Consider the following 14,544-nt stretch of genomic DNA (forward strand, 5'->3'; position numbering starts at 1 on the left):
CGCCAAATGCAAGCTCAATCGATGCCAGCCACTCTCGGCAGCGCCTGTTTTCTCGCCCCCTCGCCGGAAGCAAGCTCCTCGCGGTCATCCTTCAGCCCAACCCCGCTGAGTCGCAGTCTTCGCGCTTGAATCATCAAGTAATGCAGCGTCCGTGCGGCGTCATCCGGACTTAGCCCTTCCCCGCGTACATTCGAAATACAATTTCGTTGGGCATCGCTGCGCCCCACTCGAGGCGCGTATGTGAGATAAATGCCCAGGCTGTCAGCAGCACTCAATCCCGGCCGCTCGCCGATCAGTATCACGGCTATCTCCGCTTCCAGCAATTCTCCAACTTCATCCCCAAGCGCCACCCTTGCCTGCTCAGCAATGAAGATAGGACCCACGAACCAATCCGGTTCTAACTCGCGAACCGCCAGAATGACCGGGACGGCATAGCGTTCAGGTGCAACCGCGGAAAGCCCATCCGCGATAATGAACACCACTGTGGGAGGATGGGCAGCGAGCTGGCTCCGGATTTGTTCCCGGCTCCGATCGTCCAGCCGCCGACCCAGATCTGGCCGGCGCAGATAGCAAGCTCGGTCCGTCGCCGCGCTCCGGAGGCTAACGCTCACCAAACCCGCCGCCTTCAACTGGCCGGCGATCCGGTGAGTGTCGAGATCCGCATGAACAGCGTCCCTAGCCATCGCATGGGCAAGCCCGAGATCCAGCAGTCCCGCTGTTGGCAGACTATCGCCCGACCGCCCAAGCGCAATCCGCGCGCGGGTGAAACGGCGCAGCGGCGCGAGCGGATGCTCTGGTCGTCCCGGGCTGCTGGTGATCTTATCGCTCATGCATCGCCTAATAGTTCAGCTGCGTGAGGCAGCAGCAGTTGCTCATCCTCATCGCCGCGCAGCTCACCCCGCGCATCGGCAATCCCCATCTGCTCCAGCCACGCCTCGAACTCTGGCGAGCGTTTTAGCCCCAGCACTCGCCGTATGTACAACGAGTCGTGAAACGAGGTGCTCTGGTAATTCAGCATGATGTCGTCCGCGCCCGGTATACCCATAATGAAGTTCACCCCCGCTACTCCCAGCAGCGTCAGCAGCGAATCCATGTCATCCTGGTCCGCCTCGGCATGGTTGGTGTAGCAGATGTCGCAGCCCATCGGCAGGCCGAGCAGCTTGCCGCAGAAGTGGTCCTCAAGGCCCGCCCGAATGATCTGCTTGCCGTCATAAAGATACTCGGGCCCGATGAACCCGACGACCGTGTTGACCAGCAAGGGCTTGAATTCCCTCGCCACTCCATAGGCCCGCGCCTCGCACGTTTGCTGGTCCATGCCATGATGCGCACCGGCGGAGAGCGCGCTTCCTTGTCCGGTCTCGAAGTACATCAGGTTGTCACCAACCGTGCCTCGCCCCAACGACAGCCCCGCCTCATACGCCTCCTGCAAAACCGCAAGATCAATCCCGAAGCTGGTATTCGCCTTCTCCGTCCCGGCAATCGACTGGAAGACCAGGTCGACCGGCGCGCCTCCTTCGACGGCTTGGATCGTGCTCGTGACATGCGTCAGCACGCACGACTGGAACGGCGCCTCGTACTTGATGCGGAACTCGTCCAGCATCCGGAGCAGCGTCATCACATTCGCCAGCGAGTCGCTCGCCGGATTGATCCCGATCACCGCATCGCCGCAGCCATAGAGCAATCCGTCAAGCATCGAGGCGGCAATCCCTCGCACATCGTCGGTTGGATGATTCGGCTGCAGACGCACCGACAAGCGGCCCCGCAATCCAATCGTATTTCGAAACCTGGTCACCACCCGGCACTTGCGCGCCGCCAGAATAAGGTCCTGGATGCGCATCAGCTTCGAAACCGCCGCCGCCATCTCCGGCGTAATCCCCGGAGCGACCCGAGCCAGCGTCTCCTCTGTGGCCGCAGCACCCAGCAGCCAATTGCGGAACTCCCCAACCGTCAGCCCGGAGATTTCGCCGAACGCCTCTTCTTCATGCCGGTCAAGAATCAGCCGAGTCACTTCATCATGTTCATACGGAACCAGCGCCTCGTTCAGAAAATTCCGTAGCGGGACCTCCGCCAGCGTCATCTTCGCTATCATTCGCTCCTGTTCGTTCGCGGCCGCGACTCCAGCCAGCAGGTCTCCCGACCTTAACGGCGTCGCTTTCGCCATCAGCGTCTTCAGGTCTTCGAAGAGGTAGGTGCTGCCACGAAATGAATGACGGTAAGGCATTCTCTTCAGTCCACTGTAGGAGCTCTAGTCAGACTTCAAACGCTAGGGTCTCGGCAGATTCCCTAGCCCGCATCTGGACGGGTTTCTTGGAATGAGGCCGCTTCGAATGGAAGAAAGATGCTCGCTACCGTCCCTCGGTGCGGCTCCTCCTCGCGGCTGCGAATCCGGATACGGCCCTGATGACGGGCGACGATCTCCGCGCTGATCCACAGGCCGAGACCTGTGCCGCCAATGCCCTTGGTGGTAAAGAACGCATCGAAGATCCTGCCTCGCGTCTTTGCGCTCATCCCCATTCCGGTGTCGGCGACGGTCAGAAACAATCCGCGGCGTCCGGACAGCCAATCGACGCCTTCACGGCTCCGGACCAGCAAGCGCCCGCCATTCGGCATCGCATCCACGGCGTTTCCCACCAGGTTGTTCAGCACCTGCCGGATCTCCCCTTCCAGGCAGGTCACCGGTTGCTTCTCCCGGTGGCGATGTTCTACTCCGATTCGCAGGTTTCTCAGCCTGCCCTCATAGATACTGAGCACACTCAAAAACAGATCGCTGCCCGTCCTCTTCTGCGGCCGGGTAGTCTGTTTGTGAAAACGCAGCGTCTGATTCGCGATGATAGAGACTCGTCGCAGCTCTTGGTCGGCGGTATCGAGGAATTCCTGCACAATCGGCAGCGCCGCATGCTGCCGCGCCAGATAGATAAGGTTCATCACCGATTCGAGCGGGTTGTTGATCTCGTGAGCGATCGAGCTGGCCAGGCGTCCCACCGCGGCCAGCTTTTCGCTCTGCATCAACGCCGCTTCAGCCCGCTTCTGCTGGGTGATCTCGACCGTCGCTCCCGCAATCGCCAGCACCGTGCCATCATCGGCGAAGATGGGGGAATAGTTCGCGTTCCAGTACCGATAATCATCGGGGCGCGTCGGCATCACTCCCTCGACCTCCTGGTTGAGCATCGGCTCGCCTTGCGCGGCCCGGCGGATACATTGATGCAGCATATTCATGTCGCCCATCAGCTCGTCGAAGCGCTTGCCCAAAGCTTCCTCTGGACTCATTCCCAGAATCTCCGCTTTTCGGCCGTTCAGGCGAATCAGCCGCAGCTCCTTCGGCTCGTACAGCGACATGCCGATCGGTGTGCCCCGGTAGATCGCCTCCAGCTCCCGCCGTTGCCGGTCGATCTCTGCATATTGCCGGGCAAGCTGTTCGGCCGCCAGCCGGCTTTCGTGCACGTCCGTCGCCACGCCCAGCCAGCGCTCGATCTCTCCACGCTCATCGCGCTGCGGCCGCGCTCGCAGGTGCCACCACCGCGCGACCCCGTCTTCTCCGCGGATCAGTCGCGCATCGATGGCATACTCCTCGCCGGTCGCGACGCAGTGCGACCAGCTCCGCAAGACCCGTTCCCGGTCCTCCTCACAAAACGCCTGGATGTAACCCGTCCCGTCGTGGAGCGTAAAGTCCCTTCCCAGGTATTCAAGAAAAGTCTGGTTCGCATAAAGCACCCGGCCGCTCCGGTCTGCCGTCCACAGACACTGGGGATTCAGCTCGGTCATGAGCCGGTAGCGCTCTTCGCTGGCCCGCAGTGATTCCTCCCGTTCCATCTGCTCCAAGGCCGAATCTCGCGCAGCCCCGCTCTTCTCCGCCGGCTTCACAGACCGGTAGTGCATCGCAATGCCAACATCGGTCGGGATCATGCGAAGATCAAACCAGGCGTCGAATGGCTCGTAATAGAAGCCGTCCACATGGCGTTCTTCCGACAGCTGAAGAGCCTCGCGGCAAGCCTGCTCCAGCTTCGTTCCCGCAATCTGTGGATGAAGGTCCCACAGGGAACTGCTCTCCAGGTGTTCGGGAAGGACCCGGCTGATGCGCCGGGCCGTCTGATTGGCATAGACGATCCGCCATTCTCTATCGAGCAGCAGCACTGCTTCCGGCAGACACTCTACGACCCGCCCCAGACTCGCCTCTATCGAAGCGTGGCCGTGATGAATCGCCTCCGCACCTAAGTCCTTTTCATCCATGGGCGAATATCAGACTACTCCAGTTTGTATCTATGTTCCCTTCAGTGGCACTCACCACCCACTCTACCCGCACACATCCCACACCGCTATTCCGCACGATCAGCTTCCTGGCAATTCCCTTCATAATCGATACCGGCTGTCGCTATTGTGGAAGCGCACTCGAACCGGCCACCAACCTCTTGGGCACGCAAAGCCCGAAATGATTCGGCTAGGATCCACTCTTTTCATCGCCAGTTTGCTGGCTCCGTAATAAGGTGAAAACATGCAATCGCCCGACAGCCGCCCTGACAGCCACCTTGACGGACCCGCGCTGCTGCTCCGCGGCCTCCGCAAGTCGTTCGGCGATGTCGCCGCGGTGCAGGGAATCGATCTCGAAGTCGCGCGTGGCGAGTGCTTCGGCCTGCTCGGCCCCAACGGCGCTGGCAAGACCACCACCATCGAAATCTGCGAAGGCCTCACCACTCCCGATGAGGGCGCCGTCGAGCTCCTCGGCCTCGATTGGCGGCGACACGCCAACCAGCTCCGCCAGCGCATCGGCATCCAATTGCAGGAAACTCAGTTTCCCGAGAAACTCACCGTAGAGGAAACCATCCGCCTCTTTCGCAGCTTCTTCGATCAAGGACTCACCGTCGAGCGCTCGATCGAGATGGCCCAGCTTGAGGAGAAGCGCAAGTCTCGCGTCGGGGGCCTCTCCGGTGGGCAGAAGCAGCGTCTCGCCATGGCCTGCGCTCTGGTCGGCGCTCCCGAGCTGCTCTTTCTCGACGAACCCACCACCGGCCTCGATCCCCAGGCCCGCCGCAACCTGTGGGAGCTAGTCGAACACCTCAAAGGCGCCGGGCGCACCATCATTCTCACCACCCATTACATGGACGAAGCCGAGCGTCTCTGCAACCGCGTCGCGGTCATGGATCACGGCAAAATCATTGCCCTCGGCACGCCCAAGGAACTCATCGCCTCGATTGGCGGCGAGCAGATCGTCGAGTTTGCCGTAGACAATGGCCTCACTCTCGATCCCGCGATCCTCACCCGCATTCCCGGCGTCGAGTCCCACCGCCTCCACGCCGGAGTCCACCAGCTCTTTGTCTCCGAACTCCACACCACCGTCCCGCCCATCTTTGCCTCGCTCGCCGCCCAGGGTTCCCGTCTGACCGAATTCCGTACCCATTCGGCGACCCTCGAAGATGTCTTCGTCTCGCTCACCGGAAGGAACTTGCGCGATGAGTAAGCTCAGCGAAAGCTCGCTCTTCGAACTCACCACCGCCCGCCTCCGCCTCTTCTTCCGCGAACCGGAAGCCGTCTTCTGGATCTTTGTCTTCCCGATTCTGCTATCGGTCGGCCTCAGCATCGCCTTCCGCAACCGCCCTGCTGACGTTCTCCAGGTCGCCGCCACCACCGGCCGCCTCGCTCAGGCGCTCAACGCCGATCGAGGACTGACGGCTGTCACGATGGACGAGGCCAGCGGCGCCCACGCCCTCGCCACCGGCAGAATCCTGCTCCTCGCCGTAGACCACTCCGGAAGCGCCAACCCCGCCTCTGGGAATGCTGGTGCCGTGGTACCTGGCTCTGTCATCCCCGGCTCTGTGATTTACGACTACGACGACACCAACCCCGATGCCCGCACCGCCAGGCTCCTCGCCGATCGCGCCATCCAGAAAGCAGCCGGCCAGCAGGATTCCGTACCCACCGCCAACCAGCAGGTCCACGAAGCCGGTGCCCGCTACATCGATTTCGTCATCCCCGGCCTGCTCGGCATGAACCTCATGAGCTCCGCCATCTGGGGACTCGGTTTCGCCATCGTCGAAGCCCGCCAGAAGAAGCTGCTCAAGCGCCTCGTCGCCTCGCCCATGCCGCGCTGGCAATATCTCGCCTCGTTCCTGCTCTCCCGGCTTCTCTTGCTGGTCATTGAGGTCGGAGTCTTCCTCGGCTTCGCCCGCCTGGTCTTCGGCGTTCCGTTTCGCGGACCCATCTGGCAGCTCGTGCTCCTCTGTATCCTCGCCTCGCTCAGTTTCTCCGCGCTCGGGCTCCTCATTGCCTCCCGCGCCAAGACCATGGAGGCCGCCTCCGGCCTGATGAACCTGGTCATGCTCCCCATGTGGATCGTCTCCGGCGTCTTCTTCTCCGCCAGCCGCTTCCCCAACATCGTCCAACCCGTCATCCGCGCCCTGCCACTCACCGCCGCCATCGACGCCCTCCGCGGAAACATGCTCCAGGGAACATCCCTCGCCCAACTGGCCGGCCCCGTAGCCGTGTTAACGATATGGCTGCTCCTTGCCTTTACCCTGTCGCTAAGAATCTTCCGCTGGAGATAGAAGCAAATTCCCGTCATCCGTCGGCTCGAGTAGGACACGGCATCACACAACCGGACCCAATCTTCAACCATGTTGAGGACGGAAATGATGCCGCTCGATCGAAGCGGCTTCAACCGAGGGAACCCACAATCTCTCTCACTTCTGAGAACGTTCACTGCGGCGCACCACAAGTTTCAAGCCAGACCAGGTCTCATCCACCGCGCAAACCTTGATGTCGACTAATCCCAAGGGAAGCGCCTCCGCCCGGACGATATCTTCTGAGACCTCGGTCGGAATCTTTGCCGCCTTCTTCGGCCAGGAAACCCAAATCATTCCATCGGAGGCAAGCAGCACCCGCAACTCCGCAAGCATCTTTGCGAGCTCCTGACGGCGAGTCACAAAGAGATGCGCCATCTCCAGCCCGGGGGCAGGCGCTTCGAACAGCGTTGGACTTACCCCGCACTGCGCGATCTCCTCAGCCACCATAACCGGCATAGCATACCGCCAGGTGCGCTGAGCATCTTTGACCCCAAGCTTCTTCGCCAACGAAGTACCCGAGTATCCCGCAACCACAGGCGACTCCCTCCCACGAAGCTCCTCGACCAGAGCAGCGTCCTACACCGTTGGAACAGCATCCCACACCACCGCTACGGGCCGCGTCGAAGAAGTAATATACGGACTCGCGCTCGAAGACAAATTTGCCAAACGCCCAGTGAGCGCACCTAAGCCGAATCTGAACCACACGGAAGCGGAAGAGTCGAAACCGGTAGGCATGGCGCTGATCAGCACACCAGCTAAACTAGCTTCCTAGGTCTAAACTTCATGAAGCAAGCCCATGAAACAGGCCCATGAAACAAGCCTATGAAACAAGCCCATGAAACAAGCCTATGAAACAAGCCTATGAAGCAAGCCTATGAAGCAAACCTGTCATCCTGAGCGAAGCGAAGGATCTGCGTTTTCAGGATCTGTGTTTTCAGATCTGCGTTTCACGGATCTGCGTTTCCAGGACGCGCGGTCTTGGTCAGAATGTTGAGTCTCGAACAAAGTCTTAAGAAGGACCGTAGCCACTCCATGCTCCGCACCATCCACGCCACCAAATACGTCACGCCTCTCCGCGAAGGCGGCTCGCTCCCCGCGATCGTCGAGGCCGAGGATGATGGCCTCTACGTGGTCAAGTTTCGCGGCGCCGGGCAGGGTCCACTAGCGCTCGTCGCCGAACTGGTTGCCGGGGAAATCGGCCGCGCCCTCGGCTTGAATGTTCCCGAGTTGGTCTTCATCGAGGTCGATCCATTGCTCGGAAGAAATGAGCCCGACACCGAAATCCGTGATTTGCTTCGCCAGCGCCGGACTCAATCTCGCGCTCGACTACCTTCCCGGATCAACCATGTTTGATCCCGCTGCGGGAGACACCGCTGGCGCCGCAACCGCCTCGACTGCCGTATGGTTCGACGCCTTCGTCATGAACGTCGATCGCACCGCCCGCAATGCCAACCTCTTGCGTTGGCATCAGCGCCTCTACTTCATCGACCAAGGGGCGTCGCTCTATTGGCATCACAACTGGAAGACAGCGCCCTCGCTCGTCGAGTCCCGCTTTCCCGCGATCCGGCAGCATCTGCTCTTGCCTTGGGCGACCCAGCTCGATATTGCGGATGCCGCTGCCCACGCGCGATTGTCCGCCGAGAGCTTCGCCCCGATCCTCGATCAAGTTCCCGATGCATGGCTCCTGCCTGGGGGTAGCCCTTCGACCGATGCCCACGAACAGCGCGAGCGATACATCCACTTCCTCACCGCCCGCCTCAGCGCGTCCGCCAAATTCATCGAGGAGGCTATTTATGCCCGCACGTAATTCCTTCGACTACGCCGTCCTGCGGGTCGTGCCCCGAGTCGAGCGTGGCGAATTCATCAACGCCGGAGTTGTCGCCTTCTGTTTGGAGCAACGCTTTCTCGAGGCCAGGATCGTCATCGACGAAGCCCGTCTGCTCGCCCTCTGGCCCGACATTGACCTCGATGCGGTGCGCCGTCACCTTGAAGCGATTCCAAAAATTTGCGCTGCCGACTCCACCGCCGGCCCCATCGCCCAGCTCAGCCAACGGGAACGCTTCCATTGGATCGTCTCCCCACGCAGCACCATCATCCAGGTCTCTCCCGTGCACACCGGGATCTGCGACCATCCGGCCGAATCGCTCGAACATCTTTCCCGGCTCTTCCTCGGGACCGAGTCAATCGAAGCCGCACCCGCCCGCGTCGAAATGATCGACGCTCAGCCTTGAAGATCCGCTTCTTTGCACCATAAATAGGGCGATCCGCCTTTGGTCCCTAAAAAGCCTCTCCAGGGTGCAAAAAAACGCTCAAAATTGCACCCTTTCAAGCACGTTTTCCCCTTCATAAATCACGTCGATTCACTCTAGTACACTCAGAGTTGAACGATGTCTTTCGCTCAGCGACTCCGCAAATTCCGCTTCGATCGACCGCAACGGATAGCGGCAGTCCTGCTTTTGCTACTCTTCTCGCAATGCTACTGGGTCACCCGTCATCAGACCCTGACTGAGCGTGACTACCAGTACGCCCGCTGCGGACGCGAGATGTGGGAGAAGCCCTCGCCACTCGCCGGATACTTCACCAGCTGCGGCAATATCCATGACGGCACCCTCGCCTATCGCGCCGCCGGATTGCTGCTGACCATGGAACGAATCTTCTCCGGAGCATCCTCAAACAATTCCCCATGGGAGCTGCGCCATCAACTCAGCGACGTGCTGCTCTTGATGCGTTTGCCCTTCATCTTCTGCGGACTGTGCCTGGGCGCCGCGCTCTGGTGGGTCACGCGGCGGCTCTTCGGCAATGAAGGCGGCTTCGTGGCGCTCTCGCTCTATTGCTTCTCTCCCGAGATCGTTCACGCCTGCACTTATCCGAATCCCGAAATCCTGGCAGCCTTCGGCTTCTTCGCCGCTGTTTATACGGCCATCGGCGTCGCCCACGCCATGCAGGGGCCGCGCAGAAAATGGCGTCCGCGCATCGTGCTGCTCACCGCCGCGCTGGGGTTCACGGCGGCCTCGCACGTGGCCGCGGCCTTGCTGGCGTTTTTCGTTGCCTTGGGTTTCATGATCTATCTGGCCGAACGCCGCCGCTCATCTCTGATTCCCATCGCTCTCTATTCCGCCGTCGGTACTCTACTGATCCTGTTCGCCTCGTACGCCTTTCGCCCGGATGCCTTCAGCTATGTTTTTCGCAGCGCCGCTGCCCGCATGTGGTTTTCTCTTGAACCGGCAAAGGCCCTCTTCACCTCACTGCCCAATGCTGGAATGACCCTCGCCGCGGCAATCTCCTTGCTCCTCTTTATCAGCGTGAAACGATCGCGCTATTTTGGGAATCTGGCAGCATTGCTGGTCACTGCATTACTACTCCCCATCGTCACTACTGGGGTGCCAGGAGAGCCCTGGCTGTGGATGGTTCCCTTCCTGTTGACCTTCATCGGCGGCGTCTTCGCCGACGCCCTCGAAACTCCACAGAGGCGAATTTTTCTCATCGCCACCTGCGGCATCTTGGTGATGCAGGCGGCGCTCTGTGTGGCTTCTTTGCCGCGGCTCGTGAACTAGCGCGGCCAAGTCCCTCTGGTCATTGAGGTTAGCCGGGGAAATGCCCCTTGCCTAGGGGTAAGTATTTGAGTATCATAGACATAGATCAATTCCTCAGGATTCTTTCGAGCACGCCTGAAGCTCTCTGCTGATCCTCTCTCTAGCGACGAGCGTTGCCTTGCAAGGAACCATTCGATTGACGGATCCCAACTATGGCAAATGATGAAAATCCGCTGCTCCCCCTCGGAGGCGGTGATGGTAACGATGGCGCCAACGGAACCGGCGGCCCCACCGGCGCTTCCAGCATTATCCCGATCAATATTGAAGACGAGATGCGGCGCTCGTATCTCGATTATTCAATGTCGGTCATTATTGGGCGCGCGCTGCCTGATGTCCGCGACGGGCTGAAGCCAGTCCACCGCCGCATTCTGTATACGCTCCACGAAATGGGGCTGCAGTACAACAAGAAATACACCAAGTGCGCCAAGGTTGTGGGTCAGGCCATGGGTGTCTTCCATCCCCATGGCGACTCGGCGATCTACGACACGATGGTGCGTCTCGCTCAGCCATTCAGCTTGCGGTATCCGATGATCGATGGCCAGGGAAACTTCGGTTCGGTCGACGGCGATCCGCCGGCAGCTATGCGATATACCGAATGCCGCATGATGCGCATCGCCAGCGAAATGCTGGCGGATATCGACATGGAAACCGTCGACTTCATGCCGAACTATGACGAGTCGACCTTCGAACCCACGGTGTTGCCGGCCCGAATTCCGAACCTGATCGTGAATGGTTCGAACGGCATCGCGGTCGGCATGGCGACCAACATCCCTCCGCACAATCTAACGGAAGTCGTGAACGCCACGATCGAGATGATCAACAACCCTCAGGCGGGATTGATCGAGGTGCTCAAGCATGTGCAGGGGCCGGACTTTCCCACCGGCGGCTTTCTCTACGGGCGCGGTGGCGTTGCGCAGGCCTATGCAACCGGTCGCGGAAAGTTCCTGATTCGCGCCAAAGTCTCGACTGAAAACCTGACCAAGGAAAAGCAGGCGATCATCGTCAGCGAGATTCCTTACCAGGTTAATAAGATGAAGCTCATCGAGCGCATCGCCGAGCTTTACCACGAGAAGGTGATCGACGACATCACCGACGTGCGCGACGAGAGCGATCGCGATGGCATGCGGATCGTCATCGAACTGCGTCGCGGCGCCGAAGCGCAGATTGTACTGAACCAGCTTTATAAGCACACGCAGATGCAGGAAAGTTTCTCGATGATCTTCCTGGCGGTTGTCAATGGCCAGCCCAAAGAGCTTCCGTTGCATGTGGCGATCCAGCACTTCATCGATCACCGCGTCGATGTGGTTCGCCGCCGCACCGCGTTCTTGCTGCGCAAGGCGCGCGAGCGGGAACACATCCTCGAAGGCTACAAGATCGCCCTCGACAATCTGGATCGCGTCATCAGGATTATTCGCGGATCGGGTAGCCGCGCTGAGGCTCGCGAAAACCTTCGCACCTGGTCGCTCGGCACCGAAATCGTTATCAATCTCGATAAAGATACGACCAACTTGAATATCGCGCCCGGTATGAGCTACCGGCAGATCGACGCGGTCCTCGAACTGCAGCTTTATCGTCTCACCCAACTCTCGATCGACGAGTTGTTGAAGGAACTCGCACAGGTCCGCGAGAACATCGCAGAGTACGAATCGATCCTCGCCTCCGAGAAAAAACTTCGCGGCGTGATCGTGAAGGAATTAGAAGAGGTAAAGAAGCAATACGGCGACGAGCGCCGCACCCTGATCGTCGACGAGAGCGCCGAGCTCCAGCTCGAAGATCTGATCGCCGACGAACAAGTCGCCGTCACTGTCTCACATTCCGGCTACTTGAAACGCACGCCTATATCCACCTACCGCCAGCAGCGGCGTGGTGGCACCGGTCGAATCGGCATGAAGACTCGCGAGGAAGACTTTGTCTCGCAACTCATCATCGATTCCACCCATGCCTACCTGCTGTGCTTTACCAACACGGGTCGGGTTTTCTGGCTTAAGGTCTACGAGATTCCGGATGTCGGCGCCGCCGGCAAGGGCAAGGCCATTGCCAGTCTGCTGAACCTGCAGCCGGGGGAAACAGTGCGAAACATTCTGCCTGTGCGCAATCTGGAGGAAGAAGGGAAGTTCGTCTTCTTTGCTACCCAGAAGGGCACGGTGAAGAAGACGCCGCTCAAGGACTTCTGCAACGTCATGGCGCGCGGCATCATCGCCATCGGGATCGACGCTGATGATGAACTGATCGGAGTCCGCATCACGGACGGAAGTCAGGTCGTCTTCCTCGCGACCCACGAAGGCATGGCGATTCGCTTCGACGAAAATGATGTGCGCTCGATGGGCCGGCCGGCTTACGGCGTGCGCGGCATCGATCTCGGCAAGAATGATTATCTCGTCGGTCTCGCAGTCACTCCGAAAGAGCGCATCGCGAACGGAAACGGCGGCAACACTCCCAGCCTGATCCTCTCCGTCACCAGCAACGGCTTCGGTAAGCGTACCGATGTCGACGAGTACCGTCTGCAGACCCGCGGCGGCAAGGGCGTGATCAACGTCAAGACCACAGCCCGCAACGGTAAGGTGCAGTCCATTAACCTGGTCGACGATACCTCGGAGCTGATGGTGATCAGCCAATACGGCAAGATCATTCGCATCGACACGAAGACAGTGCGCGCAGCCGGACGATCGACTCAAGGGGTGAAGCTGCTCAATCTGGAAGAAGATGACAAAGTCGCCGCCGCAGTCGTCATTCCGCCCGAAGAGGCCAAAGCCGATCTCGAAGACGGAACGCTGCTGCAATAAGAGCGTTCCAACTTCATGGCTTCAACGAACGAAGACCATTAAAGAAAAAGGGCATCGGAGTCGAGGTCGACTCCGATGCCCTTTTTGAAAACGCCGGAAACAATCAGCTCAGACTCGAAGAGCTCAGGGCCCCATGTCCATTCGAATTGGCCGACTTCCTTACGCTCGTCCGCTGTAGAGCAATGTCGCACTGCATCTTGTTCTGAAATGCGAAATAGACGACTTCCCACTCCTCAGTGGCGACCAGTGCGTTGACCACAGGGACGGTGCCGAATGGCCGCAGGCCGGTAACCGAAAAGAAAATGTAGTCGTTGAAGAAAATAATGCCGTCTGGCTTCAGCTTGGGGATGGCAGCGACTGCATCCCGAGCTACGTCAATCAGGTCATGACCGGCATCGATATAGATGTAGTCGTACTTTCCATCGGGCTGCGATGAAAGCAGCTTCGCGGAATCACCCTTATTGAAAGTGACCCGGTCCGATTCCTTGACATGGCCTTTTGCCTTCACAAGCTCATAGGTCAAATCCATCAGGTCAATATGGCTGGGCTCGCACCAATCGAGAATCTTGCGCGCGAATTCACCTTCATAGGTGCCGACCTCTGCCCAGATTTTTCCCTTTGGAAGCGCCTTAAGCATCTCATCCCGATCGGCAAAAACCTTGCAGTTCTCGACCAGGTTTTGCTTAAAGTGAGCGGGAACCGGAAGTAAAGGATCGTTCTGATCGTGGGCGTTTTGAATGCGATCTCCATAAAGACGCATCCACAACCTACAGAGGATCTTGTATAGGGTCCATTGAAATCCTGAAACCGCCATCCCGTGTCGAGCTGGGCCACTCTGTACAGCGAATTGCTTAGTGTCATCTCTGTACTTTGCTAGGTCAAATCCCATAATTATCCCCCCGGCGTTGAAGCCGCTGCTGACCACAAAATGTTTAATTAGGATTTTCCAATTATGACTGGATCAACTTTATAACAGTCATTGCTGGAATCGCAATCGTAAAGGGGAATTAAGATACCGAATCGTTCTTGTCTCAACTCGTGGTCGAGGTTCTTTATTAACAGAGAGTTACGTTCAACTTTGCGGAACAAGTGTACGGCGCAAGACCCGTTATCGTTCGAGCGGCGCCAGGGTTGAGCCGTCTCAGCTGCTGTGGGCAACTGCTTTTGAAACCGATTGTTCATTCACGGGGACAACCGGTTTTTGCCGCTGCTTCTTATCTTCGTGCGAAATCAGCAGCGCTTCGAGCTGTCGAACCAGTTCAGAAGTGTTCATTGGCTTGACCAGCATTTCATCCGCACCGTCTTCGCTCCAATCGGAGCCGGGCAAAGGAAAAGCAGTCAACATGGCCACCGCAGGCTGGTACGTCGCGTTCTTGGCGGCGCGAACCACCTCAGTTCCAGCAGTCTCGCTTTCCATTCGCATGTCGGTGATGATCATGTGATAGGCGTTGGCACGAATCTTTAATTTCGCTTCCTTGGCCGAAGCCGCCGTCTCCACGTCAAAGCCATTCAGCTCGAGGACTGCTTTCAGCGTTAGCAGAACCGCAAGCTCATCATCTACCAGCAAAATACGCCGCTTGATCAAGGGAATGCTCCAGCAAATCAAAGTGCAGG

The 14,544-nt window shown here is 59.0% G+C and carries 13 protein-coding genes; 7 read left to right on the forward strand and 6 right to left on the reverse strand.

The window, feature by feature from the left end:
• Positions 1 to 14 precede the first annotated feature (14 nt).
• From eutC to ACPOL_RS22725, 3 genes are all read right to left on the reverse strand, one after another.
• Positions 15 to 830 carry an ethanolamine ammonia-lyase subunit EutC gene (gene eutC, locus ACPOL_RS22715; RefSeq protein ID WP_114209079.1) on the reverse strand — a complete coding sequence of 272 codons (816 nt, stop codon included), beginning with the start codon at positions 828 to 830 and terminating at the stop codon, positions 15 to 17.
• Positions 827 to 2,221, reverse strand: coding sequence for an ethanolamine ammonia-lyase subunit EutB (locus ACPOL_RS22720; RefSeq protein ID WP_114209080.1), 1,395 nt, complete (start codon positions 2,219 to 2,221; stop codon positions 827 to 829). Before ACPOL_RS22720 ends, eutC begins: the two co-directional genes overlap by 4 nt.
• Positions 2,222 to 2,283: 62 nt before the next feature.
• Positions 2,284 to 4,227: a PAS domain-containing protein gene (locus tag ACPOL_RS22725; RefSeq protein WP_114209081.1), complete on the reverse strand. Its 1,944-nt coding sequence runs from the start codon at positions 4,225 to 4,227 to the stop codon at positions 2,284 to 2,286.
• Between the two features lie 262 nt (positions 4,228 to 4,489).
• Here ACPOL_RS22725 and ACPOL_RS22730 point away from each other — a divergent pair, with 262 nt between their 5' ends.
• A complete protein-coding gene (locus ACPOL_RS22730) occupies positions 4,490 to 5,452 on the forward strand; it encodes an ABC transporter ATP-binding protein (RefSeq protein ID WP_114209082.1) in 963 nt (320 codons plus the stop codon).
• Positions 5,445 to 6,536 carry an ABC transporter permease gene (locus ACPOL_RS22735; protein ID WP_161557519.1) on the forward strand — a complete coding sequence of 364 codons (1,092 nt, stop codon included), beginning with the start codon at positions 5,445 to 5,447 and terminating at the stop codon, positions 6,534 to 6,536. Before ACPOL_RS22730 ends, ACPOL_RS22735 begins: the two co-directional genes overlap by 8 nt.
• Before the next feature lie 135 nt (positions 6,537 to 6,671).
• On the opposite strand, the gene ACPOL_RS22740 is transcribed toward ACPOL_RS22735, so the two are convergent.
• Positions 6,672 to 7,088 carry a DUF3052 family protein gene (locus tag ACPOL_RS22740; protein WP_114209083.1) on the reverse strand — a complete coding sequence of 139 codons (417 nt, stop codon included), beginning with the start codon at positions 7,086 to 7,088 and terminating at the stop codon, positions 6,672 to 6,674.
• Between the two features lie 498 nt (positions 7,089 to 7,586).
• Between ACPOL_RS22740 and ACPOL_RS35045 the strand changes: the two genes are divergently transcribed.
• From ACPOL_RS35045 to gyrA, 5 genes are all read left to right on the forward strand, one after another.
• The gene (locus tag ACPOL_RS35045) at positions 7,587 to 7,907 is read left to right on the forward strand and encodes a HipA family kinase (RefSeq protein WP_236656962.1); all 321 of its coding nucleotides are present in this window, start codon (positions 7,587 to 7,589) and stop codon (positions 7,905 to 7,907) included.
• A complete protein-coding gene (locus ACPOL_RS35050) occupies positions 7,900 to 8,361 on the forward strand; it encodes a hypothetical protein (RefSeq protein ID WP_236656963.1) in 462 nt (153 codons plus the stop codon). The genes ACPOL_RS35045 and ACPOL_RS35050 overlap by 8 nt, the downstream gene beginning before the upstream one ends.
• Complete coding sequence (locus ACPOL_RS22750; protein ID WP_114209084.1) at positions 8,348 to 8,785, forward strand: DUF3037 domain-containing protein; 438 nt, start codon at positions 8,348 to 8,350, stop codon at positions 8,783 to 8,785. The genes ACPOL_RS35050 and ACPOL_RS22750 overlap by 14 nt, the downstream gene beginning before the upstream one ends.
• 156 nt (positions 8,786 to 8,941) lie before the next feature.
• A complete protein-coding gene (locus ACPOL_RS22755) occupies positions 8,942 to 10,108 on the forward strand; it encodes a glycosyltransferase family 39 protein (protein ID WP_114209085.1) in 1,167 nt (388 codons plus the stop codon).
• A gap of 191 nt (positions 10,109 to 10,299) precedes the next feature.
• The gene (gene gyrA, locus ACPOL_RS22760) at positions 10,300 to 12,930 is read left to right on the forward strand and encodes a DNA gyrase subunit A (RefSeq protein ID WP_114209086.1); all 2,631 of its coding nucleotides are present in this window, start codon (positions 10,300 to 10,302) and stop codon (positions 12,928 to 12,930) included.
• A gap of 103 nt (positions 12,931 to 13,033) precedes the next feature.
• On the opposite strand, the gene ACPOL_RS22765 is transcribed toward gyrA, so the two are convergent.
• Both ACPOL_RS22765 and ACPOL_RS22770 read right to left on the reverse strand, forming a co-directional pair.
• Positions 13,034 to 13,690: a class I SAM-dependent methyltransferase gene (locus tag ACPOL_RS22765; protein ID WP_161557520.1), complete on the reverse strand. Its 657-nt coding sequence runs from the start codon at positions 13,688 to 13,690 to the stop codon at positions 13,034 to 13,036.
• Positions 13,691 to 14,071: 381 nt separating this feature from the next.
• The gene (locus tag ACPOL_RS22770) at positions 14,072 to 14,515 is read right to left on the reverse strand and encodes a response regulator (RefSeq protein WP_236656964.1); all 444 of its coding nucleotides are present in this window, start codon (positions 14,513 to 14,515) and stop codon (positions 14,072 to 14,074) included.
• Positions 14,516 to 14,544: the final 29 nt, after the last annotated feature.

The organism is Acidisarcina polymorpha, from assembly GCF_003330725.1.
Taxonomy (GTDB): Bacteria; Acidobacteriota; Terriglobia; order Terriglobales; family Acidobacteriaceae; genus Acidisarcina; species Acidisarcina polymorpha.

What these genes read in the sequence shown, in the direction of transcription:
- eutC (WP_114209079.1), bottom strand. Translation starts at nt 830, where the DNA reads ATGAGCGATAAGATCACCAGCAGCCCGGGACGACCAGAGCATCCGCTC.
- ACPOL_RS22720 (WP_114209080.1), bottom strand. Translation starts at nt 2,221, where the DNA reads ATGCCTTACCGTCATTCATTTCGTGGCAGCACCTACCTCTTCGAAGAC.
- ACPOL_RS22725 (WP_114209081.1), bottom strand. Translation starts at nt 4,227, where the DNA reads ATGGATGAAAAGGACTTAGGTGCGGAGGCGATTCATCACGGCCACGCT.
- ACPOL_RS22730 (WP_114209082.1), top strand. Translation starts at nt 4,490, where the DNA reads ATGCAATCGCCCGACAGCCGCCCTGACAGCCACCTTGACGGACCCGCG.
- ACPOL_RS22735 (WP_161557519.1), top strand. Translation starts at nt 5,445, where the DNA reads ATGAGTAAGCTCAGCGAAAGCTCGCTCTTCGAACTCACCACCGCCCGC.
- ACPOL_RS35045 (WP_236656962.1), top strand. Translation starts at nt 7,587, where the DNA reads ATGCTCCGCACCATCCACGCCACCAAATACGTCACGCCTCTCCGCGAA.
- ACPOL_RS35050 (WP_236656963.1), top strand. Translation starts at nt 7,900, where the DNA reads ATGTTTGATCCCGCTGCGGGAGACACCGCTGGCGCCGCAACCGCCTCG.
- ACPOL_RS22750 (WP_114209084.1), top strand. Translation starts at nt 8,348, where the DNA reads ATGCCCGCACGTAATTCCTTCGACTACGCCGTCCTGCGGGTCGTGCCC.
- ACPOL_RS22755 (WP_114209085.1), top strand. Translation starts at nt 8,942, where the DNA reads ATGTCTTTCGCTCAGCGACTCCGCAAATTCCGCTTCGATCGACCGCAA.
- gyrA (WP_114209086.1), top strand. Translation starts at nt 10,300, where the DNA reads ATGGCAAATGATGAAAATCCGCTGCTCCCCCTCGGAGGCGGTGATGGT.
- ACPOL_RS22765 (WP_161557520.1), bottom strand. Translation starts at nt 13,690, where the DNA reads ATGCGTCTTTATGGAGATCGCATTCAAAACGCCCACGATCAGAACGAT.